Annotated in this window: 30 protein-coding genes and 1 pseudogene; 27 read left to right on the top strand and 4 right to left on the bottom strand. The window is 38.8% G+C overall.

Features of this window, described 5'->3' with window-relative positions:
- Positions 1-521: 521 nt before the first annotated feature.
- The 4 genes from AB4124_RS33870 to AB4124_RS33855 all read left to right on the top strand — a co-directional run bounded on the left by AB4124_RS33870 (position 522) and on the right by AB4124_RS33855 (position 2,656).
- A complete protein-coding gene (locus AB4124_RS33870; RefSeq protein ID WP_076326652.1) occupies positions 522-854 on the top strand; it encodes a winged helix-turn-helix transcriptional regulator in 333 nt (110 codons plus the stop codon).
- 237 nt (positions 855-1,091) lie between these two features.
- Complete coding sequence (locus AB4124_RS33865; protein WP_430107106.1) at positions 1,092-1,820, top strand: NAD(P)-dependent oxidoreductase; 729 nt, start codon at positions 1,092-1,094, stop codon at positions 1,818-1,820.
- Positions 1,821-1,833: 13 nt separating this feature from the next.
- Positions 1,834-2,295 carry a DUF2269 family protein gene (locus tag AB4124_RS33860; protein WP_076326650.1) on the top strand — a complete coding sequence of 154 codons (462 nt, stop codon included), beginning with the start codon at positions 1,834-1,836 and terminating at the stop codon, positions 2,293-2,295.
- Positions 2,296-2,359: 64 nt separating this feature from the next.
- Positions 2,360-2,656: a hypothetical protein gene (locus AB4124_RS33855; RefSeq protein ID WP_430107107.1), complete on the top strand. Its 297-nt coding sequence runs from the start codon at positions 2,360-2,362 to the stop codon at positions 2,654-2,656.
- Positions 2,657-3,044: 388 nt separating this feature from the next.
- Here AB4124_RS33855 and AB4124_RS33850 read toward each other — a convergent pair.
- A pseudogene (locus AB4124_RS33850) lies at positions 3,045-4,296 on the bottom strand (IS110 family transposase).
- 475 nt (positions 4,297-4,771) lie between these two features.
- Here AB4124_RS33850 and AB4124_RS33845 point away from each other — a divergent pair.
- On the top strand, positions 4,772-6,268 hold the full coding sequence (locus AB4124_RS33845; protein WP_441975439.1) for a serine hydrolase domain-containing protein: 1,497 nt from the start codon (positions 4,772-4,774) through the stop codon (positions 6,266-6,268).
- 351 nt (positions 6,269-6,619) lie between these two features.
- Here AB4124_RS33845 and AB4124_RS33840 read toward each other — a convergent pair whose 3' ends face one another.
- Positions 6,620-6,838, bottom strand: a complete 219-nt coding sequence (locus tag AB4124_RS33840) for a helix-turn-helix domain-containing protein (RefSeq protein ID WP_076326648.1) — start codon at positions 6,836-6,838, stop codon at positions 6,620-6,622.
- A gap of 110 nt (positions 6,839-6,948) precedes the next feature.
- Here AB4124_RS33840 and AB4124_RS33835 point away from each other — a divergent pair, with 110 nt between their 5' ends.
- From AB4124_RS33835 to AB4124_RS33795, 9 genes are all read left to right on the top strand, one after another.
- Entirely contained in the window at positions 6,949-7,221 is a 273-nt protein-coding gene (locus tag AB4124_RS33835) for a DUF6809 family protein (RefSeq protein WP_441975438.1), read from the top strand.
- A gap of 382 nt (positions 7,222-7,603) precedes the next feature.
- Entirely contained in the window at positions 7,604-7,699 is a 96-nt protein-coding gene (gene comI, locus AB4124_RS33830) for a competence inhibitor ComI (protein WP_227011709.1), read from the top strand.
- 262 nt (positions 7,700-7,961) lie between these two features.
- Positions 7,962-8,165, top strand: a complete 204-nt coding sequence (locus AB4124_RS33825) for a helix-turn-helix domain-containing protein (protein WP_076326647.1) — start codon at positions 7,962-7,964, stop codon at positions 8,163-8,165.
- A 205-nt stretch (positions 8,166-8,370) separates the two neighbouring features.
- Positions 8,371-8,841, top strand: coding sequence for a hypothetical protein (locus tag AB4124_RS33820; RefSeq protein WP_441975437.1), 471 nt, complete (start codon positions 8,371-8,373; stop codon positions 8,839-8,841).
- 225 nt (positions 8,842-9,066) lie between these two features.
- Positions 9,067-9,570 (top strand): NUDIX domain-containing protein, encoded by a 504-nt coding sequence (locus AB4124_RS33815; RefSeq protein WP_441975436.1) that lies wholly within the window; start codon positions 9,067-9,069, stop codon positions 9,568-9,570.
- A gap of 217 nt (positions 9,571-9,787) precedes the next feature.
- On the top strand, positions 9,788-10,216 hold the full coding sequence (locus AB4124_RS33810; protein ID WP_441975435.1) for a stalk domain-containing protein: 429 nt from the start codon (positions 9,788-9,790) through the stop codon (positions 10,214-10,216).
- Positions 10,217-10,434: 218 nt separating this feature from the next.
- Positions 10,435-10,569, top strand: a complete 135-nt coding sequence (locus AB4124_RS33805) for a YjcZ family sporulation protein (RefSeq protein ID WP_441975434.1) — start codon at positions 10,435-10,437, stop codon at positions 10,567-10,569.
- 139 nt (positions 10,570-10,708) lie between these two features.
- Complete coding sequence (locus AB4124_RS33800; RefSeq protein ID WP_441975433.1) at positions 10,709-10,927, top strand: helix-turn-helix domain-containing protein; 219 nt, start codon at positions 10,709-10,711, stop codon at positions 10,925-10,927.
- Complete coding sequence (locus tag AB4124_RS33795) at positions 10,849-11,859, top strand: IS3 family transposase (RefSeq protein ID WP_441975432.1); 1,011 nt, start codon at positions 10,849-10,851, stop codon at positions 11,857-11,859. Before AB4124_RS33800 ends, AB4124_RS33795 begins: the two co-directional genes overlap by 79 nt.
- Positions 11,860-12,223: 364 nt before the next feature.
- Here AB4124_RS33795 and AB4124_RS33790 read toward each other — a convergent pair whose 3' ends face one another.
- A complete protein-coding gene (locus AB4124_RS33790; RefSeq protein ID WP_076326643.1) occupies positions 12,224-12,403 on the bottom strand; it encodes a hypothetical protein in 180 nt (59 codons plus the stop codon).
- 366 nt (positions 12,404-12,769) lie between these two features.
- On the opposite strand from AB4124_RS33790, the gene AB4124_RS33785 reads away from it, so the two are divergent.
- From AB4124_RS33785 to AB4124_RS33725, 13 genes are all read left to right on the top strand, one after another.
- A complete protein-coding gene (locus AB4124_RS33785; RefSeq protein ID WP_218641297.1) occupies positions 12,770-12,877 on the top strand; it encodes a YjcZ family sporulation protein in 108 nt (35 codons plus the stop codon).
- Between the two features lie 776 nt (positions 12,878-13,653).
- Positions 13,654-13,980 carry a hypothetical protein gene (locus tag AB4124_RS33780; RefSeq protein WP_441975431.1) on the top strand — a complete coding sequence of 109 codons (327 nt, stop codon included), beginning with the start codon at positions 13,654-13,656 and terminating at the stop codon, positions 13,978-13,980.
- A 40-nt stretch (positions 13,981-14,020) separates the two neighbouring features.
- On the top strand, positions 14,021-14,263 hold the full coding sequence (locus AB4124_RS33775; RefSeq protein WP_441975430.1) for an HNH endonuclease: 243 nt from the start codon (positions 14,021-14,023) through the stop codon (positions 14,261-14,263).
- 135 nt (positions 14,264-14,398) lie between these two features.
- Entirely contained in the window at positions 14,399-14,887 is a 489-nt protein-coding gene (locus tag AB4124_RS33770; protein ID WP_441975429.1) for a DUF2199 domain-containing protein, read from the top strand.
- A 330-nt stretch (positions 14,888-15,217) separates the two neighbouring features.
- Positions 15,218-15,490: a low molecular weight protein tyrosine phosphatase family protein gene (locus tag AB4124_RS33765; protein ID WP_430107979.1), complete on the top strand. Its 273-nt coding sequence runs from the start codon at positions 15,218-15,220 to the stop codon at positions 15,488-15,490.
- A gap of 286 nt (positions 15,491-15,776) precedes the next feature.
- Positions 15,777-16,436: a 3'-5' exonuclease gene (locus AB4124_RS33760; protein WP_441975428.1), complete on the top strand. Its 660-nt coding sequence runs from the start codon at positions 15,777-15,779 to the stop codon at positions 16,434-16,436.
- Positions 16,437-16,664: 228 nt separating this feature from the next.
- Positions 16,665-17,096: a GNAT family N-acetyltransferase gene (locus tag AB4124_RS33755; protein ID WP_215164297.1), complete on the top strand. Its 432-nt coding sequence runs from the start codon at positions 16,665-16,667 to the stop codon at positions 17,094-17,096.
- Positions 17,097-17,356: 260 nt separating this feature from the next.
- Positions 17,357-17,899, top strand: coding sequence for a DMP19 family protein (locus AB4124_RS33750; protein ID WP_441975427.1), 543 nt, complete (start codon positions 17,357-17,359; stop codon positions 17,897-17,899).
- A gap of 233 nt (positions 17,900-18,132) precedes the next feature.
- Positions 18,133-18,786 carry a lysozyme inhibitor LprI family protein gene (locus AB4124_RS33745; RefSeq protein WP_441975426.1) on the top strand — a complete coding sequence of 218 codons (654 nt, stop codon included), beginning with the start codon at positions 18,133-18,135 and terminating at the stop codon, positions 18,784-18,786.
- Between the two features lie 251 nt (positions 18,787-19,037).
- Complete coding sequence (locus AB4124_RS33740; RefSeq protein WP_441975425.1) at positions 19,038-19,748, top strand: hypothetical protein; 711 nt, start codon at positions 19,038-19,040, stop codon at positions 19,746-19,748.
- Between the two features lie 162 nt (positions 19,749-19,910).
- On the top strand, positions 19,911-20,252 hold the full coding sequence (locus AB4124_RS33735; RefSeq protein WP_076326628.1) for a hypothetical protein: 342 nt from the start codon (positions 19,911-19,913) through the stop codon (positions 20,250-20,252).
- A gap of 318 nt (positions 20,253-20,570) precedes the next feature.
- Positions 20,571-20,795 carry a hypothetical protein gene (locus AB4124_RS33730; RefSeq protein WP_441975424.1) on the top strand — a complete coding sequence of 75 codons (225 nt, stop codon included), beginning with the start codon at positions 20,571-20,573 and terminating at the stop codon, positions 20,793-20,795.
- On the top strand, positions 20,779-21,048 hold the full coding sequence (locus AB4124_RS33725) for a type II toxin-antitoxin system RelE family toxin (protein WP_441975423.1): 270 nt from the start codon (positions 20,779-20,781) through the stop codon (positions 21,046-21,048). The genes AB4124_RS33730 and AB4124_RS33725 overlap by 17 nt, the downstream gene beginning before the upstream one ends.
- A 445-nt stretch (positions 21,049-21,493) precedes the next feature.
- On the opposite strand, the gene AB4124_RS33720 is transcribed toward AB4124_RS33725, so the two are convergent.
- Positions 21,494-21,577 carry a putative holin-like toxin gene (locus tag AB4124_RS33720; protein WP_220687457.1) on the bottom strand — a complete coding sequence of 28 codons (84 nt, stop codon included), beginning with the start codon at positions 21,575-21,577 and terminating at the stop codon, positions 21,494-21,496.
- Between the last annotated feature and the right edge of the window lie 234 nt (positions 21,578-21,811).

Genomic DNA, 21,811 nt, shown 5'->3' with positions numbered 1-21,811 from the left:
TATGAGAATGTAAATACAGAGAAGGCAGTAACATCACTTAACAATGCATCTAAGCTGCGGGGCATTCGCCCCTTGGTTGTCAGAAGCAAGCTCATAGTCGTAAATTCAGACAACACACGACCCGGCCTAAGATAAGAGCTATCTAAGGCCGGGTCGCGTCATAGATGCGGGAACGTTATAGGAAATCAGCGCAAATCATAAAAAACTTTAACAATAATAGTAAGTTCTATTCTTGCAGATATTTAACTAACGGGCAGTTTAACTTAATGACTGATTCAGTTTTATCCTAAGACATAAATATCCTTATTGTGGTAATATGGGTTCGAGAGATAAAAGGATTTGGAGGTGTTGTATTTCATGAAATTTGGTGGAATTACCTTATTTGTTTGTGGAATTTTTCTGTTGGGTTTATTTCGAATTAATTTTATTTGGTTGACCGGATTGCAAACACCCTGTAAAATTTTGTAAAGTACATACTTTAAGGTAATGAACTTACTTAAAGGTAAGGGGATGATTTATCAATGATTCATCAGCTTGAATGTCCAGTGGAGACAATCATTCATGTTCTAGGTGGCAAATGGAAACCAATGATTTTATGGCATTTGATACAATCCAATAAGCGATTCAACGATCTGGAAAAGCTTATACCTGATGTTTCTCAAAAAATGCTTTCACAACATCTACGGGACTTGGAACGAGAGGGCATAATCGATAGAACGGTCTACCCGACCGTCCCTCCTAAAGTAGAATATTCCCTTAGTGAATATGGAAAAACATTGATTCCTGTAGCAGAAGTCATGTGTACTTGGGGAGAAAACCATAATAAGCGGAAATATGAAGAACCTGCTTCTTAAAGATGGTTCAATTAATTTGTACACTAATTCAAGCACTCATAACAAAAGCTGCCACGGGATTTGACCGGGCAGCTTTTTCTCATTTACAGTCAGCATTCCTATCCCTTTCTGCTTATGCTTACTTTTAAGTAAGTACCCTACATTAAAGTGGGTTCTTATCAAGATTTTGAAACGATGCTACGCTTGAGTCAATCCAAAGATGAAATTTGGGAGCATTTATAAAAGGAGGAAAAAATGATGAAAATTATTGTTTTCGGAGCAACGGGAAATACAGGGAGAAGAGCGCTGGAGCAAGGGGGTAAAATGGGACATGAAATGACAGCATTCGTGCGAAACTCTGAGAAGTTTTATGAACAGCAAGGCGAGCGTTCCGCAAAACATGTGAAGGTGATCGTGGACGATATCATAAACCCAGTAAGCGTCGGCGAGGCGCTCTCGCATCAAGACGCCGCTATTATTTCTGCCGGCCATGCAGGTCAAGGAGATGAGTTCATTCGTCTCGTTGATAACATTATAAGCCAATGTGAAGTCCACCCTAGTTTTTCTGGGAGGGTATGGGTAATGGGAGGTGCCGGCCTGCTGGATATTCCATATACTGATCTCATTGGCAACAATCTGCCCGGCTTCCCATCCGCGTATAAAAATCACAACCGGAATTTTGAACGACTGCTGCAGTCTGAGCTCGATTGGTCAATTATGTGTCCGGGAACTATGATTGATTCGATAGAGCCTCCGGCGTCGGTTCATCTAAATGTGACAACGGAAACCTTACCCATATCAATTCCGAAGACGATTAAGGAATTTTCCGAGGCAGATATAGCCGGTTACTTGTTCAGCCGGCTTCAAGAGCTGGATGTTGCTTATGATGATGTCGTGAAATGCATGCTGGACCATATCGAGCTCGGAGGGCCTTTTAAGAGAAAAAGGGTCGGTCTCGCCTATCAAAGCGATATTCCGGTGCGCTAAGAGCAAGAAGGAGATGATCAGTTTGTTTGGATGGCTCCTCGTTTTGCATATATTGGCTTCTATCGCGGTAATCGGTCCCTCTTTCGTGGTACCCGTCATTCGAAGGTCCGCTAGAACCACCGGCCAGTTGCGCTTTGCTTTTGATGTAACGAACAAGCTTGCCATCCTGCCTAAAATTGGCGGAGCCGTACTTATTATTACTGGGGTTTGGCTAATGATCATAACCCAGATGGGGTTGTCCCAAATGTGGCTAAATATATCGGTCCTTTTATCGCTACTCATGGTCGCCACGATCGACGGATTGATCGGGCCGCGCATTAAAAAGATCATGCAGATTGCATCTATAAGTCAAGGCAAAGGTGATGAAGTACCCGCCGAGCTCGGTCGATTGATGAAAAAGATCGTACCAATCGAGACGGCGTCACAGCTGCTGATGATTGCCATAACCGTGCTTATGGTCCTTAAGCCATTCTAAAGAAGCCGTCAAGCCTTTTAACAATCGGCCCGTGATTTATGTTGTTCTGAACAAGGGGTCGATTATGCAAGCAATACGTTCAGTCAAAGCGCTCATTACATGGGATAAAGATTCTAGTAAGTTTCCCTGTAATATTTGGTTGCAAGAACTAATCGTGAACTACGGAGATCTTGAGGGTGAACAGTTTACCGGGGATACTTGGACCGTACCCGTTAGAATTACAAGTCAGATTGAAGGAACATGGCAAACATATGCGGATGTACGATTTTTAGTCGATGATGCGCCTTGGGGAGATCTTGTCAGTGGGTACACCTTTAGATTATGGGCAGGAAGAGAGATTGCCACGGTAAAGGTTCTATAGTTCGCACAAGAGGTTACGCTCCCTCGATATGATTCAGTTTCCTCACCCAGACTCATGAATTCGCAGGATTTCACCCTAGATTATGATGAGAGAAGAAGACATGGAGGAGCTTGTGGCTGGATTGAAATGAAAAGGGGCATGCACAAATAAAGGTGAGTCACACTTCACCCATATTGTTCCATTTATGCACGTCTCCACTTCGCCTTAGCGATTCTAGCTCCCATATCTCAACGGGTCTATGCCCTTTCATTCCTTCGTCACATCTAACTAAGGGGTGGAGGTCGGTCTTTCTAACGGAACGGGTCCGAGCCCTTTTGCGTAACGTCTCCCGATACTCCGTGCTTCTTTTCATCCTGCGAATGCATGAGTCGGTGAGGATCAACTGGTTTTATGCGGCCTGAGGGAAAACTTTAGACGAGTCGTAAGCTTCGCTACTTTTAGCCAGACCGACAAGCATACGCGCAACTTTACCACATAATTTCATAATAGATTTCATCCTTTTTAATTTTTTTCCCTCAACATTGTAGTGGTGTAAAGCCCGAACTTCTGGGTTAGTCATCACCATACACATCGTCATGAGATAGAGAAAATGACGCAGACGTGGACGACTGCGTTTGCGGAGTACCATTTTCCTCGCCATTTCCCTGAACTGGCCTCAGCTAGATTCAACCCGGCATGCCGCAGCAGAGCATTTCCATGCGAATAGCCACTTAGATCACCGGCATCACCGAGTACGCCAGCTAGACTCGTTGCATTGACGCCTCGTATTTCAAGCAGCTTTTGTGCGTAAGGAATACGTTCAAGAATGAGATGGAGCTCGTGCTCAATCTGTTCAAGTTGGCGCTTCGCCAAGTCATATTCTTCAAGCAATTGCCCAAGATGAAGCTTGTAAGCGTGGAGTGCCTGGGTGGTTCCAACACTGGATTTTGCAAGTGAAATGAGGAGCTCAGCGCGTTTAACCCCAGCATGACGCTTCACATATTGCTTCCAACCGTCGAGGACCTGTTCCGTGTTTAACCGACTGATTTCTCTCGGTAGAGGAAAGGTTCTGAGTGTTGCGATGGCACTCGTGCAGGTAAGGATTTTAAAGACCTGACGGAGCTCGGGAAAGACAATGTCTACCCAGCGATGAATCTGATTAACCGCACTGTTGAGGCGCTTGGTAACCGTCTCTCGGTTAGCCATGAGAATGCGCAGTTCCTCGTATGCTTCTGGATGAAAACGAACAGGGGAGTAGTACCCGTTTTTGATCATATCTGCAATGACAAGGGCGTCCTTACGATCGCTTTTAGACGGTGTATTGTCCCGGTTTTCCTTGTTCTTTTATTAACCAGGACAGCTTCAATGTCTTGAGCGACAAGCCAACGTGCTAGGCTGAACCAGTAGTGGCCGGTGGGTTCCATTCCAACCATGACGCTGCTCAGTTTGTAGGTTTTGAGCAGATCCTGTATCCAACGTTCGAACAGCTTGAACCCTTCACGATGGTTACCGAATTCGAGCGGAGTTCCCAGAGCAATGCCTCGAAAGTTGACGGCGCGGGCCACATGGACTTCCTGGGCGATGTCTACGCCGACGACCAAGTGATGAACGGTAATGTTTTCAATGAGTTGATTTTGCTTGTCCTGTGCCTTAAACTTCATAGTAGAGCGACCTCCTGATGGGCTTTTTGAGGCAATGACCTCGTGCGTAACCCCATCTTACAGAGGCGCTCGTTTTTGTTCAAACTCCAAATTATTCGTATTACAGGAATTCTAACGGGTAACGATAGTTCAAGAAAACTGATGAAGATATTTCAAAGAAGACTCTGACATCCTATAACAATGTGTTCACGCATCTGAGCTATCGCCCCTCGGTTGTCAGATGTATAATCAAGGAAGAAGCTCAGACAACACACGACCCAGCCTAGGATAGGAGCTATCTAAGGCTGGGTCGCGTCGTGAACACGGAACGTTATATGAAACCACCAGAAGAATAGAAAGGAATCTAAATAGACTCAAAAAATCTTTAAAAATTAATTGGCTTTAAGAACTTCGCTTTTCTAAGTCATAAAGGCACTAAGCAGGTAATTATGGATGGCGTATAATATATTGAAGACTTGCAAAAGGGAGAATTACAATGAAGAAAATACTAAGTAAAACAGGCACATCAACAGTATGTGTCATCCTACTTATCGTGATAATTACTACTATAGTTTGTTGGGATGAACTTGGGAGTTTAGTAAGGACAGGGAGTTATGATAATACGGATAATATGGTGAAAACCATAATGTCCAAAACGGCCACTCCAGGAGTAGCAGCGGTAATGTTAAAGCAGGGCAAGACAGAATATAACAATTACGGATATGCAGATGTTAAAAATAAGAAGAGGGTAACTGAAGAATCATTGTTTGAATTGGGATCGACTACAAAGGCATTTACGGCTTTGGCCGTTATTTTATTAGAAAATGAGGGATACTTATCTTACTCAGATTCTATTACAGATTATATTCCTACGTTTGAGCCAACCATTAAGGGTGAGAAAGTTAATATTACTATTAATCAGTTGTTAGCTCATACAAGTGGAATTCCACCGTGGAGTATTCAGTTAATTCCTGAAGGTACAACGGAGGATATACTTGAAAAAACGATACATAATGTTTCAGACATTGCATTAGATACGAATCCTGGGACAGCATATAATTATGCTACCGTTAATTATGATATTTTAGCGATGATTATTGAAAAAGTTACAGGCAAACGTTATCAGGATTACATAACTGAAAAAATACTGGTTCCTTTAGGAATGACTGATAGTTATTTTTCAACAGGTCAGGAAAAGGAATCTGATAAACTTACCAAAGGATATCGTGTATTATTTGGCAAGGACTTAGAATATGATGCCCCTAGATATTATGGGAATATTGCTGCGGGATATTTGGTAACGAATTCAAAAGATTTAGAACGCTGGATTAATGCCCAAATGGGGATAGGCGATATACCTGATAATTTATTGAATGCTATACAACAGTCTCATCAAGTCGACATCAAAACGGCTGGATATGGGGATGCAAATCAATACTATTCATTCGGATGGAGTATTGATACTAAAAATAAAGTTGTTAGCCATAGTGGTGCTAATCCTAATTATTCCTCACAGGTAATTATTAATCTAGAAAAGCAGCAGGCCATTTTTGTACTGGCTAATATAAATTCAACTGCACCATCGCAAATTGCTAATAATATATATGAAAATATGAATGGCAATCCTATGAAGAAATTTAATTATGATGACGTTTATGTATTAATTGACTTGATATTTTCATTCTTAGTAATAGTAGCAGTCGTTAACTTATGTCGTAAGGCAATAAAACTAGTTAGAGGAATAAAACTAAACATTAAAGATGAAAAGACAAGAGTCAGGAAGTTAATTGGAAGTAGTGTCAGACTTATCTTAAGCATTATATTTTTGGCATTGGTATTTAGTTGGCCTAATATATCCAACTATAATTATTATATGATAAAGGTGTGGATGTCGTATTCAATATTTATTTGGATGGGTCTTGCTGCTATCAATTGCATTTTATCGATTATTATTAATATTAAAAGAATAGTAATAATTAGAGGAAGTTTATAAAAAAATTAGGGATCGTTTCGTGATTAACTGAACGTTATCGGAAATCAAGCTTTTATTTTTAAAAAGTCATAGTTTCTCTTGCTATGTAAAATTCTCTGAATTTCCACATAATCAGGCATAGCAACATAAAATATAGGTGGTATCATCTAACACCGTATCTACATTTTGGGCCATTCGGCCCTTGGTTCGCAAGATGAGGTATGCAAGAGAAGCGAATTCAGCTCACAACCCTGCGAGGCTAAGTCCGGCGGACCCGGCGCGTATGCGCCTTAAACCACTCGGGTTCGTAGATACAGAAACGTTAACAGAAATCAACAAAAGTTGTATTTAAGATTCACATAGATGCCTATCTCAATCAATAGGATAAGCCTTCTTAATATTGGTTCTGTTCAGAAGATAGTCTGTACTGGTTTGATGGAAATCGGCAAGTTTAATCAATATTGTTGTGGGGATGTCAACTTCACCACGTTCATAATTGCTATAGATTCGTTGACTACAGTTTAAATATGCAGCAATCTGTGACTGAGTCAAGTCTTTATCTTCACGTAGGCTTCTGATTCTTTGGTACATGCATAACACCTCCATATCAAAGATACTCTAGCGAAATATTCGCTATTGAGTTTTAGCGATAAAATCGCTAAAATATTCTGTAACGAACTTATTGGAGGGAGAGGCAGGGAATGAGCAATATATTGGAACAGTTATATGTTGGAGAAATTAGACCTGAAGAAGTGATTGTACCAAAGAATCCTGAATACAGAACTCTAAATAACAAAATTTCCAATTCGAAGGAACAACTAAAGATGAAGCTTTCAGAAACAGATATGGAACTACTTGAAGAAACGTTTGATTTACTTAGCAGATCTTCCTCAATGTATTCAACCGAGGTTTTCATTTATGGTTTTAAAATGGGTGCTTTAATGATTAATGAAGTCTTTGCTAATAGAGGGTAGTTCAAGTGATTTTTTAAAGTATCTCAATGAAGTGTAAGAATTATATCAAGTTTAAGGATATAGTTTTTCGGAGAGGTCATCGACTTCAGTTAACACCGTATTCAAGAACTGGGACTATCGCCTCATGGTTATCAGATGTATAATCATGGAAGAAGCTCAGATAACAAACGCCCCAGCCTAAGATAAGAGCTATCTATGGCTGGGGCGTTTCGTGAATACAACAACGTTATCTGAAAGGGCCGCCATTGTATTAAAACCATATTTAGAATCGAAAATCCAAAGCCATAATAAGAACACTTGTACGCAGATGTAAATAAAGGTAAAATATAACTACAATTGAATCTTGGGTGGTCATGGTTTCCCTTCGAAAGGAGGTGAAGCCATGGAAGTGAAAGATGCACTAACGATTATGTTCCTATTTGGATCATTCATTCTTGCACTTTTAACTTACATTAATAATAACAACAAGAGAAAATAAAAACCCACCCTAAGGTTGACCGCCGAAGGTGGGTTTCCGATCGCAAATGACTATCAGTGAATCGAGTAAGATTTCTAAAGAATTATGCATAATTTAACACCATCCAGTTCATTTGATTTTGCGAATAAAAGTTTAACTTATTGAATATAATCTTACTATATCGAACATTCAAGTCAAGACATGTTGAAGATGTTTTTGATAAAGAAAATATACTTTCATATAATTAAAGAAAAATTCACTTCGCGTTTGAAAGGAATATCAGATGATTAGTTACAAACCTTTTCAAAAGTTATTGATCGACAGGGAAATTAAGAAGCAGGATTTACTTAAAATGACGGGGATTTCATCTGCTACAATGGCGAAGCTCAATACGAATGAATATGTTTCGCTAGAAGTAATTGATAAACTATGTACAGTTTTAGGTTGTCAGCCAGGAGATTTATTGGAACATATAGCAGAGCAATGACAGATTGGGATCAAGAATGAATGTTGGTTAATCTAAGAAGTAATTCCGTCGTATAACATATAATATTCAAGCTGCGGCTCCTAACGGAGCCTCGGTCTGCCAGATGGATTTCGAAAAGGGAATCCAACAGACAACCCCTTGCGGGGTTCATGAATACAGACACGTTATATGAAACCTCGGTATTGTATGAAAGAAGGAAAAACAAATGAATAAGGAACAGTATTTTGAAGATCTTCAAGATATAATAAACGATTTAATTTATATCGGTTCCTCTGAAGCTGATCTTCAAGAAGAAATTGAAACAAATATGTGGAGAATCTCGATTTCTCCTGATCTGATTAATCAAATTACAACTGACGATTTCGATGAATTTATAAATAAAGTTATACAGAATCGGAAAGATCAAATAGAACGCTCTAGTTCAAATCTAGGTATGTATTTTTATTTATGGTTTGATATTATGGCAACTCAATTAAGATTCAATCTGATATCTGACATAAACAAGAAATTACCATTTAGCTGTGAAATACAAATATTGAATAATCCAAGAGAAATACTTGATGATTTTTTAGGGTCCCCATTTCATAATGGGTTACTAATAGAAGGACATAATGATGACTCAGAAGATAAAGAATATATATTAAAGATTTATAAATTGCATTTAAAAAAGGACTAATATGAAAGTAAATCAAAGATGACTGAGGCATCACATAACATAATATTCACGCTACGGGGCTTACACCCCTTGGTCGTCCGATGTATAATCATGGAAGATAACTCGGACGACACACGAGCCGGCCTAAGATAGGAGCTATCTAAGGCCGGCTCGCGTCGTGAATACGGCAACGTTATGAGAAAGTGATGTATTTATAAAACATTGTATAGTGGGAGATTATTCTAGATGATTCGAAATACAGTAAGAGCACTGATTATTCAGGATGAGAAGCTTTTATTAATTAAGAAAAAGAGACCGAATATTGGTCTTTATTATGCACTACCTGGAGGAGCTCAAGAATCGAACGAAACATTAGAACAGGCACTAATTCGTGAATGTATAGAAGAACTAGGTATTGAAATATCGAGTAGTAATTTAATTTGTGTAAGGGAATACATATCTCGCAATCATGAATACTCTTTCATAATGAAGGAAGTTCATTCTATTGATTTTATTTATGAGTGCAACACTCAATTCCTTAATAATGAATTAAGAAGCTTACAAGCTGATATTGGACAGGTCGGGATTGAATGGTTACCAATTAATGAAATTAAGAAGACAGTATATGAATCAGAAGAATCATTAAAGTCATATAAATTCCCTAGAACAACCTATGAATTCTTTAAAGAATATTTTTCAGATCAATTAATAAAACTATATTCTGGTAAGATATTTGAGAGTATCCCATAGAAGACATCACCATCTCATAACATCGCATTCACACCGCGTCGCCTGACGGCTCCTTGATCTGCCCGAGGAATTTCGGAGATGTGGAACCAGGCAGATAACCCTGCAAGGCTAAGTGGCGGAGCCACCCGGCGCATACGCGCCTTAAGCCTTTCGGGTTCGTAGATACAGGAACGTTAACGGAAATTACCTGTAAATATTATTATAAGGAGTTATATTGATGAAGAAATATTATTTTGAAGAGCACGAAAAGACCTATCAAGAAATAAAGAGAGACAATTTATGTGCATGGGATCAATATCATGACCCTAAGCAATATAATTTTGAAAATTTTATGATGAGACCATTCTTAGAGAGAGCATTAGATCTGATCAATGTTAATTTTGCAGAGTCTAATGTGTTTGAGTATGGATGCGGAACGGGCACAGGAGCATGTTTTTTCAAACAAGGATTATCAAAAAAGGGGGCCTCCAACGTGAAACAAAATAGCGACAAGGTAAATGTCATTGTAAACGGAAAGCAAATCAAAGACGGTAAGCTTGAAAATGGTGTAACCTATGTCCCTCTGCGGGCCGTTGGTGAGGCGCTAGGGGCAACAATTGGTTGGGATAACACATCCAAAGCAGCTACAGTTACGACAAAGCCATAATACCCTTAGGTATACAGTATCAGGAATACGAATATAATGGATCTGAGTACATTTTCCTTAATGGACATGCACTCGCTTCAACTTGATTCATGACGAGCCAAGACCCTGTCAGCTATGCGCTGGTGGGTCTTTTTTTTATTCATATGGACATTCGCCTTGTCAATAATTAAGAAACTGAATACCTTATATCATATAACCACAATAAAGGAGGAAAACCCTTGAGTGAAGTTGTAAGACACGGTCATCATGGTCATCATTGTCATCACGGTCATCACGGTCATGGTATTGGTGCAATCTTGGTCCTTTTTATCTTGTTGGTGATAATCACTAGTGCTTTCTGTAGTTGGATATAATTCTCTAATGATGACGTAATTAATGCTGATGTCACGCAGAAAAAGACCCTACCGGCTAAGTGTGAAGTGCACCCCTTAGAATGGACATTGGAATAAACCCCTGGTTTATCCGATGAAATTCTAGGGGGTGCATTTTTGTATGGCAATTAAGGGACAAAAGTATAAAACGTATTCGGAAGAGATCAAGAAAGAGGCAGTTCGTCTGCATGTTATCGAGGGATGGACTTACCGAAAGATTAATGAACACTTGGGAATTAATGATCCTCAACGGATGAAGAAATGGATGCGGAAGTTTCGGGAACAGGGCGAGTTTGGACTGGTGGATCAACGAGGTCGACGGGAAGCATACATCGACTAAGATCGGTATGTTCAAAAGCTCAAGCGGGAAAACGAAATGCTAAAAAAGTGCTTGGAAATCTGGATGCAGGAGGTGAAGAACAGAAGTATAAAGTCATTGAAATAGCTGCCTCTAGCTACCCCGTCAGCAGCCTGTGCAAACTCTTCAAGGTCTCTCGTAGCGGCTACTACGCCTATCTAAAGCGCAAGCATATGGACCGGGACAAGGAAGTTGCATTGCTCATTCGTCAGGTGTATGCGCGCTACGAAGGGAAATACGGCTACCGCCAAATCCAGTTGTTTTTGTGGCAGGATGAGGGCATATGGATGAACCACAAGAAAGTATTGCGTCTGATGCAAAAGCTCGGACTTCAAGCCAGCATTCGCCGCAAACGTCGTTTTAACACGGCGTACCAAGCGGGGGAACGCGTGGCGGAGAATCTGTTGAAGCGAAATTTCACAGCAGAAAAACCGAACCAGAAATGGGTAACAGATGTGACGCAATACCGGGTAGGTGAGAGATGGCTGTATCTTTCGGCAATCAAAGATTTATTCAACAACGAGATTGTGGCCTACCAGCTTAGCGAACGCAACGACAACGAACTGGTACTAAAAACGTTCGCCAAAGCGTTTGCCAAGCAAAAAGACGTGACCGGATTGGTCGTTCACAGCGACCAAGGGTTCCAGTACACGTCTCATGCTTACCACGACATGCTGCCAAAGGTTAGCGCCCAAATCAGCATGTCTCGTCGGGGCAATTGCCTAGACAATGCCTCCATGGAGAGCTTCTTCTCGCATCTCAAAACGGAAGGGCTCTACCCTTATAATATCCGAAATCTGGCAGAGGCACAAAGCCGAATTGAAAAATACATACGATTATACAACCAGAGACGGCCGCAGCGTAAACTAAATAAACTGACGCCGGTAGAGTACCGACGCCAGTTTGCAGCTTAGGTGTTTTTCCAATGTCCACAAAATGGGGTATTGACCAAGTTCTGGCAGGATCTTTTTTTTATTGGGAAGATTGAACGACTGGCAGTAGATTCCGTTACACGTCTGCAAATCAACCAGGATCATATTTGATACCTTATATAAATACCGGTGACAAAGAAATCTCCTTTGATGGGACAATTTCTGTCCTTATAAATGATTCTGATAAAAAAGAATCTCTGATGGGCCCAGTACAAGTAAAAGGTACCGTCGTCGACAATTTTCATGATAGTGTCCGGCCGTATTCACTGGAAATGGCTCATTATAAAAATTTCCTCAACAGTTTTGATTTCAAAAAAATCTCCTCTTTGCGAGGAGATTCAAGAGATCAGATTAAGGCAAGCGCGAGCAGCGTGAACAGGCTTAATGTTAAAATGGAGTTGCGAGTCTCCAAGAACACGTTATCACGATCCACTCTTAGGATTCTTCCTTCGTGTATACATCCGTCTCTTGTCCAAATGCGGACTCTCTGGTTCATGCATCGCATGCAGTTATGATAGGCGTCCATCTCTTCACCCCTTTCTTTGAAAATATCATATGAACGCGTTGGACAAAAGGTCACGGCAGTTATACCCTCAACAATGAATGTGATTGACGTTTGTGATAGTAATGAAGCAGTTACGCGTACAGGCTAACGCGCTTTACTACAAGTTATGCAAAGAGGGAAAAGATTTGTCTGTATACACAAAGTAATATTTTGTAAAATAAACACAACATATAGGGACGCACAGTGGTGCAATCCGATGGCATCGGTAAAAAGAACCTCGCTGGCTTAGGCTGGCGAGGCCCTTTTTTTTGTTAAAGCATATTGGCCCTGGCATTGCATGAGATTTTGAATATTTTATATTGATAACGTAGAAAAGGAGGAGACCTCATGGGCGAAGTTGGTTACGATGGAGGATACGGCGGTAAAAACTCAGTCGGAGCGGTTCTTGTTCTCTTTATCTTGTTGGTCATCATTTTAAGTTCTTTCTGGGTTTAATTTCTCCAGTTTAAACAAAGACCCTACCGGTTAATGCTGGTAGGGTCTTTGTTATCTTTACGATTTTTAATCCAATCGAATAAGGTTCGTGATTGTTCTTGAGTGTAGAAATTCTTGAAGAATTCTATACTGATAATCATTTGATGACGATCTAAGAACTCTCGTAATAGATCCTCTGTAACATAAAAACAAAATTCTCCATATGCGTTAAACGTGGTGAACCTAATCTCTTCCATTATCTTGTTCCTTCCAAGGCGTCTTTACACTTATTCTACCGCATAGTTGCTTATATCCAGGTCTAGATAATTCCGCATAAGTCGTGCAAGACAGCTACGATCAATACGAAGGTATAAATCATTGTTGAACCATAAATGTCACGTTGGTTATAAGAGCAAAGACCCCACTGGCTTAGGCTGTCGGGGATCTTTTTATCGTTCGTATTTAATATACAGGGTTTTCACTAATGTCACGGGAACGTCGTGAATACAAGAACGTTATATGACAGTGCAGAAGAATAATCATACAATGAGGTGTTTTTAATGAGGAATGTAAAACATACAAAGATTGGTTATCATGATGCTACAATACTGGCTGGGCGTATCATTATTGAATTTTATGGAGATAGCTCCTCCGATTACGATTATTTAAATGATTTTATTGAGGATAATTTCGATGAAATAATAGTGAAATTTGTTTAGCCTCAAAAATTTACTGTTCTTCATATGCTTATAAAATATTATGATGATTTAATCTATTGTGACGGTATCAGAGAGATTTTGAAGAATATAGATTGGGATGATTATGAAATATTCCTTGGATATATGAGTAATATGGTTACAAATACAGGAGTTGACATAGGAATTATGTTTCCTGATTTTAAAATAATTAATGAAGCAGAAGAATTAGATGAGTGTGATGAGTTCCATTATGTCGATAATTATGTTAATACTTTGGAAGTTAAGCGCATTGAGGCTCAATCAATACTTGTTCATTCAACTTTTCATGTTTTAATGATTAATAAAATATTTTTACGTGATTTAAATGAATTTTTTGCGACATACTTACAGAAGCACATGGATAGGGACCTCTTGAATTCTAGATAAAGATAGAAAACTATTAAGAAATTCTTATTGGAATTCATGGTTGAAGAGGGGGATTTTCTTTAGAGATAAAGGAGTTTGTACCCTGTGCAGAAAGGACCTAACAGGTAGTTATAATCTAGGGATTAATTTTGAGATAGATCATATAGTCCCGTTATCTAAATATGGGAATAATGATCCTTCTAACTTACAAATACTCTGTAACGAATGCAATTTATTAAAATTAAACCGTAGCAGTCAAACTTCACAATATGATATACCTTTATGGAATATGGTAAATGATTAAAAAACTTTTTTAGGATTACTCAAAGACACCGTCATATAACAAAGTATCTACGCTGCGGACTACGCCCTTGGTTCGCAAGAAGGGAAAGGCAGAGGAGTGGATCCAGCTCACAGAAAATGATAAGGAGCAGAAAACATGAAATGCCCTCACTGTAACAACGAATTAAATGAACTTCCTTTATGTTACGGAATTGAAGCACCATATTATTTTTACACTGTACCAGAGGAGAAAAGAACAGAATTAATTAGAGATTTTTGTGTAATTGATGAACAACATTTTTTTATTAGAGGACATATTGAAATACCAATAATTGATAATAAAGAGAGATTTATATGGAGTGTTTGGGTTACTCTTAGTGAGGAAAACTTTTTGAAATCTAATGAATTATTGCACGTTGAAGGAAGAGAGAATGAAAAACCTTATTTTGGATGGCTATCGACTGAACTTTTAATATATCCATTAACTACATTATCGTTAAAGACAATGGTACATACGCAAGAAGTTGGTGCTGTTCCGTTAATAGAATTAGAACAAACGAATCATCCACTTGCGGTTGAACAAAGAGAAGGAATTACAATGGAAAGAGTTAAAGAAATCGCTCATTTAATAAATCATAGTCAGTAATAAGAAGAATTTGAAAGTATAGTCGAAGAAGCCACCAACATCTTATAACAAAGTATTCACGCTGTGGTCGCTCCGCTCCCTTGGTTTGCCCGAGGCATTTCGAGGAGAGGGTCAGGCAGACAATCTCTGCGAACCTAACCGCGTCGCGGCCGGGACTCTGTCCCTTAAGGTTCTCGGCTTCGTGAATACAAGAACGTTATGCGAAATCGGGGGGGAACAAAATTTAAGTTCGTTATTAATAACCAAAGTTTATAAAGGGATAGGTGACAAGACAGTAAATTACTTTTTATCTGTAGTCGTAATAAATGGCGTAGCTTAACTGCTGAGAAGATTTTTGATGGATACAATGGCTATGAAGTAAGATCGGCAGGAACGGAAGAAGGAGCAAGAATTAAGGTTACTGAAGGACACATTGGATGGTCGGACTTAATTTTTGTAATGGAGAAGAAGCATACGAGAAGGCTTAAAGATAAATTTCTAATCACTCTAAAAAATAAACGATTAATCTGTCTTGATATCCCAGACGATTATCAATTTATGGATGAAGAATTAATAGAAATATTGAAATCAAGAGTATCAGAACATATTGAAGTGCCCGAATAATTAAGTTCGAAATATTAATAAGACATGAATTGAGAAAGAAAATTTAACTGAAATAGAAGGACATTTTGTTAGTAAATCAAGAAGCCACCGACATCTTATAACATCGTATCTACGCTGCGGGCCGTTCGGCCCTTGGTCTGCGGAAGAAAATTCGGTGAAGTAATCAGGCAGACAACCCTGCGAGGCTAAGTGGCTACGCCACCCGGCAGCAAACTGACATAAGCCTCTTGGGTTCGTAGATACACCAACGTTAGCTGAAATTACTGGCTTAAAGGATGATATTTCAATGAAGATAGTAAATATCTCAGAAAATGAGTATAGTTTAACTGATATTAATATCAAGGACATACATAGACAGAAGTATTGCGTGTTCGATTTAGAAGCAACTGGACCCAATGAAAATGAGGATAATATAACTCAAATTGGAGCTATTTTAATAGATAGTTCAGGAAGAATTGAAAAGACGTTTGATACGTTAGTAAGACCTTTAAAACCTATACCTGAAATAATTGAACGCTTAACAGGGATTAGCAATAGGGATATAGAAAAAGCCCCGATGTTATCAGGAATTTATGAGGATTTTAGTCACTTTTGTCAAGATGCAATACTGGTTACTCAAGCGGGTTACGAATATGATTGGCCCCTTTTAGTAAATGAATGTAGAAGAAATGCTCTCCCTATGTTGACCAATCATTTGCTCGATACTAAAGCATTATTTACGTATTTACATCCTGAGATAAATGACATTGTTTCAACTAACTTTCTGATTAAACATTATACTATTGAGGATTCGGACATTAGGCGTCATAGTGCAATAGGGGATTGCGAATTGATTCGAAGAATATTTCTAGAACTATTAAAAGAGTATAGAATAAATGAAATTGATGAAATAAATATCGAGAAACCTATAATAATAAAGAAAGTTAAACTGCAAAAGCTGTTATAGTATTTCAAAGAAGTCAGTAACTTCAGCTGACATAATATTCACGCTGCGGGCCGACTGACGTCGTCCCTTGGTCCGCCCGAGGCATTTCGAGGAGGATGGATCAGGCGGACAACCCTGCGAGGCTAACTGCACAAGCGGAGCCGGCGACGTTGTCGCCTTAAGCCTCTCGGGTTCGTGAACACGGTAACGTTATGTGAAATCAGCCTAAATACACAGAGGAGAATGTGAATGATAATTCGTGAAGCTGAAACAAATGACGCCGAAGCTATTGAACGACTATATAAAGAGTTGCTTCCAAACAACCCAAAAATAAAAGTGTTGGAAGATAGAATAGAAGAAATTAAACAAAATCCTAATAGTTTCTTGTTCATTTGCGAAGTAGACCAAGAGATCGTTGCAACTGCACATCTGCATCTATGTTTAGATGCATTGATAGAGTCACAACCTTTTGGGGTTGTAGAACGTGTAATTGTATCTGGAAACAGACAAGGTCAAGGTTATGGATCGCTCATTATGAAGCATATTGAAGATCTGTGTATTTCAAGGGATTGTGTTAAGGTCTTTTTAACCAGCGGAGCTTCGAGGAAGCAAGCACACGAGTTCTATACAAAGTTAGGTTATGACGGTGATTCGAGTAAAGCCTTTAAGAAGTACTTATAATTTTTGAAGATTTTTCGAAGATGAGGCAGACATCACATAACACTATATTCCCGCAGCGGGGCGTTCGCCCCTTGGTCCGCCAAGAGCGAAGGGATTTCACTGCGGAGCGAATTCAGAGGTACAGGGAAGCGTTGGCGGACAACCCTGCGAACCTAACCGCGCCGCGGCCGGCCCTTCGGGCCTTAAGGTTCTCGGGTTCGGGAATACATAAACACGTTATATGAAACCACACGAAAGATATTTATTTTGAAGGTGATATCATGGGAGTCTTTAAGAAAATCGATAACCTTATCTCTCTCGTTACAATAAAAAATGGATCTGCGGAAGATATTGTTGGTGAAGTATGTACGAATCTCAATAAAGAAGAAGGTTCTAAAGTTAAAGAAGATTTTAATTCTTTACCTATTTGGCTGCAAGATATTATTTTACTTATTGAGTTCGATACTGAATTAGCGATGAGTGGAATAGTTGGATTTCTAGAGAATTCTACAGGATTAATGTTAGATGAAACAATTGATACTCTTAAACGCATCAATGCAATTGATGATTATAGGGTAATGAATAAAATTAAAGAGATATTGAAGAAGAATGGAATCGAAATAAAAGTACTTAGAGAAAATATTAATAGAAGAAGTGAATATGAAGTCTTAAAAAGCCAAGAAGTACATGAATTGAATTTTGAAGAAATAATAAATGAAGAAACGAATTTATATCTATATCAAGATCGAAATATATTTGAATACTTATTTGAGTACATAGATTTAAACCGAACTGAATTATTAACAGACATAAGGAATTTGTAAGTTTGGCTTCGGAGTCGTGTGGCATCATTTAACACCATTTTCACGCTGCGGGAGCTAAAACTCCTTTGGTCCGGCGAGGAATTTCACAGAAGCAGAGTCAGCCGGACAACCCTGCGAGCCTAAGTCTGGCGACCCGTTCCCTGCGGTCACTTAAGCCTCTCGGGTTCGTGAACACAACAACGTTATGCGCCATTACCGGTAAATACTAAAGATAATATTTAAGGAGATAATTTATGAAGGGTAAAATACTCTTATTATTTTTTATTACGATAGTGTTTTCATCATGTCAAAATATTAGTCAACCGACTACCTTGAACAGCGAAACTAAATCAACAATGAATTCTGAACTGCCCCCTGATGTAGCGAGTACAGGTAATGGAACAGATTCGAAAGAAATAACTGAAGTTCGATCAGATCCTTCTAACAATGAAGTGTTATCCATGAGCATTGGGAACTATGAGTTGAAAGGAGAATTCTATGATGAAATGCTTCGAAATCCTATAGATCATGATTATGAAGTGGATTTTAATGAATTTCAGAATTCCAAAGAGATTATAACAACATTGGCATGGGGGGCGTTGGAAGGCAAATATACAGAGATTTGGGATAAAGAGTTGAACCAAATATATAAAAAACTTCTCTCTAAGTTGGATAGAGAACCAAGAGAAGCACTAATTGAATCGCAGAAAGAATGGTTACAGTATCACTTAAGGGAAACAAAATTTGTAGAGAAGACATTTATTAGTAATGGTTACCTTGGATCACAAGGATCGGTAAGTCTAGGCAGGGTTATAAAGGAGAGAATTAGGGAAAGAACAATGCAATTATTTGAATATCGATATTTGCTAGATGGTGAAGTTGAGTTTTTATACCAAAGCAAAAAATAGAGTTGGAATCTTGACCAAAAGTTTTTAGGTGATGCTTCGAAGACAGTAACCGCGCATAACACTGTATTCACGCTGCGGGAGCTTAAGCTCCCTTGGTCCGGGCCGAGGAACTTCGGAGAAGCAGAGTCAGCCGGACAACCCTGCGAGCCTAAGTCTGACGACCCGTTCCCTGCGGTCACTTAAGGCTCTCGGGTTCGTGAATACAACAACGTTATGCGGAATTCATCAAGACATGAAGGGAATCTAACTAAATGATAGAAAAATGGGTTCATTTTGAGTGTATATTCAGAAATAAATGGGGTCTGAGAATTATTACAGAAATTCATAAAGCAACAAAAGAAGGACGTATTGCTACACTTAGTGATGATTTTTACGATTTCTCTATGTCAATAGCAATAAGGCTTGATCTGATAGACCGACTATTAAAAAGACTTACTAATAGTATACAACTGTTAAGTAAAGAAATAATGAATGTATCTGAAGAGCATATTTTCACACAGGACAAAGAAGGATATGCTCTTTTCATAAACGATGATTTGAAGCTGGATTTATTAATCGATATCGATGCATTTTTGTTTGAGATCAACTCCTGCTGCGAATTATTTGGTCAGTATATTTATGAGTTATATACCGCAATAGGGATATCAATTAATAAAGATAGGACAGGACAAGAGTTAGCAAGAATACTCAGAGTTGCTTCAAGCGACACAGCGTGGTTCAGGATCCTAGATGAAAGTAGAAATTTCTTTATTCATAATGGAGCACCATATATTGCTCTTGATATTACTGATGAGAAAAACATGAATATTATAATTATGAAGGAAAATTTGAAGAGCTTTGAAGATTCTAAAAAGTATATAACATTGCATGATCTTGTAAACATAAGAAAAGGCTTTAAAAAATCAATACAATTACTTCAAGATCATCTAATAACTTGTGTAAGTAGTGCTTCGAAGCGATGAACATCGCATAACAATATTTTCACGCATCGGGCTGACGCCCTCGGTCCGGCAGTAGATATTGACAGGAAGTTGATACGCCGGACACATCCGACTTCGTCGGACGTCGTGAATACCAGAACGTTATGAGAAATCAGCGGACAAGAAATAACAGAGGTGAATACAATGAAGGTCATAACACTATGTGGATCAACAAAATTCAAGAAAGAATTTGAACAAGCGAATAGATACTTAACCCTTAAAGGTAATATTGTTATTAGTTTAGCTTTTTTTGAGCAAAGCGAAGGAATTGAGATTACCAAGGAACAGGCAGAATTATTTGGAAAAATTCATTTTTGTAAAATTGATATGTCAGATGAAATATTTGTAATCGATGTTGGTGGTTACATTGGCAGTAGTACAAGAAAAGAAATTGAATATGCAATTGAAAATAGGAAGATAGTTAAGTTCTATTCAAAAAGCGAATTAGTAAAACACGATAAGACAAACGACTTAATTCTGGAATAATATTGGTGGTAGTTCAAAGAAGTCGCTGACATCTCATAACATCGTATCTACGCTGCGGTCCGTTCGGCCCTTGGTTTGCAAGATGTGATTCGGGGAAGTAAATTCAACAGACAACCCTGCGAGGCTAAGTCCGTTGGACCCGGCGCGTTCGCGCTTTAAGCCTCTCGGGTTCGTAGATACAAAAACCGTTATAAGAAATTGGCGTAAGAGCGAAATATATGAAGGCTTAGTACATCGATGTAGTGAAAAAGCTATGCTGGAGCATCCTTGTATATTGGGGTATAATAAAGAATGATTAAATAAAAGGGGGGACAGTTGATGAGTGTCCCGAATGATGAATTGGAAAACATATTAGGTAATTTAAACGAGAAAAATAAGGTTGTCGCAAAGAGCTTTTTATCATGGTTACTTGAAAAACAGATTAATGAAGACGATGACAGTTTGACACCTGAAGATATTCAGGCCATAGAACAAGGACGAATTGAATTTCAAAATGGTCAGACTAAATCCTTGGAGGACCTAAAACGTGAACTTGAAATATAAAGTCACATTTTCAAGTGAAGCTGAAAAGAACCTGAGGAAAATAGATCGAGTTACCGCAAGAAGAATCTTTATATCCCTTGAAGAGTTATCTAATGACCCATTTAACAATCCGAATACAAGGAAAATGAAAGGTAAAGAAGGGATAATCTATAGATTACAGGTCGGAAATTATCGAATAATCTATGAGGTTCTTAATCATGAATTGATCATTTTTGTAGTTCGTATAGGACCTCGAGGAGACATATATAAATGACATCAGAGCCCTAGCAATAAAGTTGGGGCTCTTTTTATTTGAAAAGATTATGTGAGATGTTCAAGAAGCCGCCAACATCTTATAACATAACATTTCTGCTTCGTCGCTGATGCTCCTTGGTCGCCCAGAAGTAAGCCAGAGAAGTAGAATCTGGCGACACATCCAATCGGCTAAGTCTGACGACCCGGCACTTTGTGCCTTAAGCCGCTTGGACGTCAGAAATGCGGGAACGTTAAGTGAAATTATTACGGACAACTTGACAGACCTTATATAAATAAAAAATAATCAATAAAACCTATAAAAGCGTTATAAATTGAGTTATACTGAGGTAAGAATAAGTAAGGAGCCGTGCTGGAACACGACTCCTAAGCACAATAACTGCATAAAGAGCAGTCGGCCACAGGAGTTAGGTCGAGAAATAGACCGTTACCTTAGCGAGGGCGGTCTATTTCTTTTTCATGTAGGTGAGCAATGCCAGAATGAACATGCCGAACATGAACATTAAGGAAAGTGCATCTTTGACCTCCATGGGCATCACCTCCCTTCTGGGAGATTAGCCGACCGCCCTTAAAGCCGTATATTGTACTAGAAAATTATAACATATAAGACATGACGAAATACCATTAAAATACTATAAATAACTAGAATACATAAGAAACAATATATATCTGTAAAACATTTATGAGAATGTAAATACAGAGAAGGCAGTAACATCACTTAACAATGCATCTAAGCTGCGGGGCATTCGCCCCTTGGTTGTCAG

The sequence above is a fragment of the Paenibacillus sp. 2KB_20 genome, assembly GCF_052115765.1.
Taxonomy (GTDB): domain Bacteria; phylum Bacillota; class Bacilli; order Paenibacillales; family Paenibacillaceae; genus Paenibacillus_AQ.
Note: the sequence above shows the minus strand (reverse complement) of the source record. Positions and strands in the feature narration are given on the sequence as shown.

What these genes read in the sequence shown, in the direction of transcription:
- AB4124_RS33740 (WP_441975425.1), top strand. Translation starts at nt 19,038, where the DNA reads ATGATAGAAAAATGGGTTCATTTTGAGTGTATATTCAGAAATAAATGG.
- AB4124_RS33810 (WP_441975435.1), top strand. Translation starts at nt 9,788, where the DNA reads ATGAAGAAATATTATTTTGAAGAGCACGAAAAGACCTATCAAGAAATA.
- AB4124_RS33870 (WP_076326652.1), top strand. Translation starts at nt 522, where the DNA reads ATGATTCATCAGCTTGAATGTCCAGTGGAGACAATCATTCATGTTCTA.
- AB4124_RS33745 (WP_441975426.1), top strand. Translation starts at nt 18,133, where the DNA reads ATGAAGGGTAAAATACTCTTATTATTTTTTATTACGATAGTGTTTTCA.
- AB4124_RS33735 (WP_076326628.1), top strand. Translation starts at nt 19,911, where the DNA reads ATGAAGGTCATAACACTATGTGGATCAACAAAATTCAAGAAAGAATTT.
- AB4124_RS33835 (WP_441975438.1), top strand. Translation starts at nt 6,949, where the DNA reads ATGAGCAATATATTGGAACAGTTATATGTTGGAGAAATTAGACCTGAA.
- AB4124_RS33720 (WP_220687457.1), bottom strand. Translation starts at nt 21,577, where the DNA reads ATGGAGGTCAAAGATGCACTTTCCTTAATGTTCATGTTCGGCATGTTC.
- comI (WP_227011709.1), top strand. Translation starts at nt 7,604, where the DNA reads ATGGAAGTGAAAGATGCACTAACGATTATGTTCCTATTTGGATCATTC.
- AB4124_RS33820 (WP_441975437.1), top strand. Translation starts at nt 8,371, where the DNA reads ATGAATAAGGAACAGTATTTTGAAGATCTTCAAGATATAATAAACGAT.
- AB4124_RS33840 (WP_076326648.1), bottom strand. Translation starts at nt 6,838, where the DNA reads ATGTACCAAAGAATCAGAAGCCTACGTGAAGATAAAGACTTGACTCAG.
- AB4124_RS33860 (WP_076326650.1), top strand. Translation starts at nt 1,834, where the DNA reads ATGATCAGTTTGTTTGGATGGCTCCTCGTTTTGCATATATTGGCTTCT.
- AB4124_RS33750 (WP_441975427.1), top strand. Translation starts at nt 17,357, where the DNA reads ATGGGAGTCTTTAAGAAAATCGATAACCTTATCTCTCTCGTTACAATA.
- AB4124_RS33855 (WP_430107107.1), top strand. Translation starts at nt 2,360, where the DNA reads ATGCAAGCAATACGTTCAGTCAAAGCGCTCATTACATGGGATAAAGAT.
- AB4124_RS33760 (WP_441975428.1), top strand. Translation starts at nt 15,777, where the DNA reads ATGAAGATAGTAAATATCTCAGAAAATGAGTATAGTTTAACTGATATT.
- AB4124_RS33730 (WP_441975424.1), top strand. Translation starts at nt 20,571, where the DNA reads ATGAGTGTCCCGAATGATGAATTGGAAAACATATTAGGTAATTTAAAC.
- AB4124_RS33795 (WP_441975432.1), top strand. Translation starts at nt 10,849, where the DNA reads ATGGATGCGGAAGTTTCGGGAACAGGGCGAGTTTGGACTGGTGGATCA.
- AB4124_RS33800 (WP_441975433.1), top strand. Translation starts at nt 10,709, where the DNA reads ATGGCAATTAAGGGACAAAAGTATAAAACGTATTCGGAAGAGATCAAG.
- AB4124_RS33845 (WP_441975439.1), top strand. Translation starts at nt 4,772, where the DNA reads ATGAAGAAAATACTAAGTAAAACAGGCACATCAACAGTATGTGTCATC.
- AB4124_RS33785 (WP_218641297.1), top strand. Translation starts at nt 12,770, where the DNA reads ATGGGCGAAGTTGGTTACGATGGAGGATACGGCGGTAAAAACTCAGTC.
- AB4124_RS33865 (WP_430107106.1), top strand. Translation starts at nt 1,092, where the DNA reads ATGAAAATTATTGTTTTCGGAGCAACGGGAAATACAGGGAGAAGAGCG.
- AB4124_RS33755 (WP_215164297.1), top strand. Translation starts at nt 16,665, where the DNA reads ATGATAATTCGTGAAGCTGAAACAAATGACGCCGAAGCTATTGAACGA.
- AB4124_RS33815 (WP_441975436.1), top strand. Translation starts at nt 9,067, where the DNA reads ATGATTCGAAATACAGTAAGAGCACTGATTATTCAGGATGAGAAGCTT.
- AB4124_RS33770 (WP_441975429.1), top strand. Translation starts at nt 14,399, where the DNA reads ATGAAATGCCCTCACTGTAACAACGAATTAAATGAACTTCCTTTATGT.
- AB4124_RS33825 (WP_076326647.1), top strand. Translation starts at nt 7,962, where the DNA reads ATGATTAGTTACAAACCTTTTCAAAAGTTATTGATCGACAGGGAAATT.
- AB4124_RS33790 (WP_076326643.1), bottom strand. Translation starts at nt 12,403, where the DNA reads ATGGACGCCTATCATAACTGCATGCGATGCATGAACCAGAGAGTCCGC.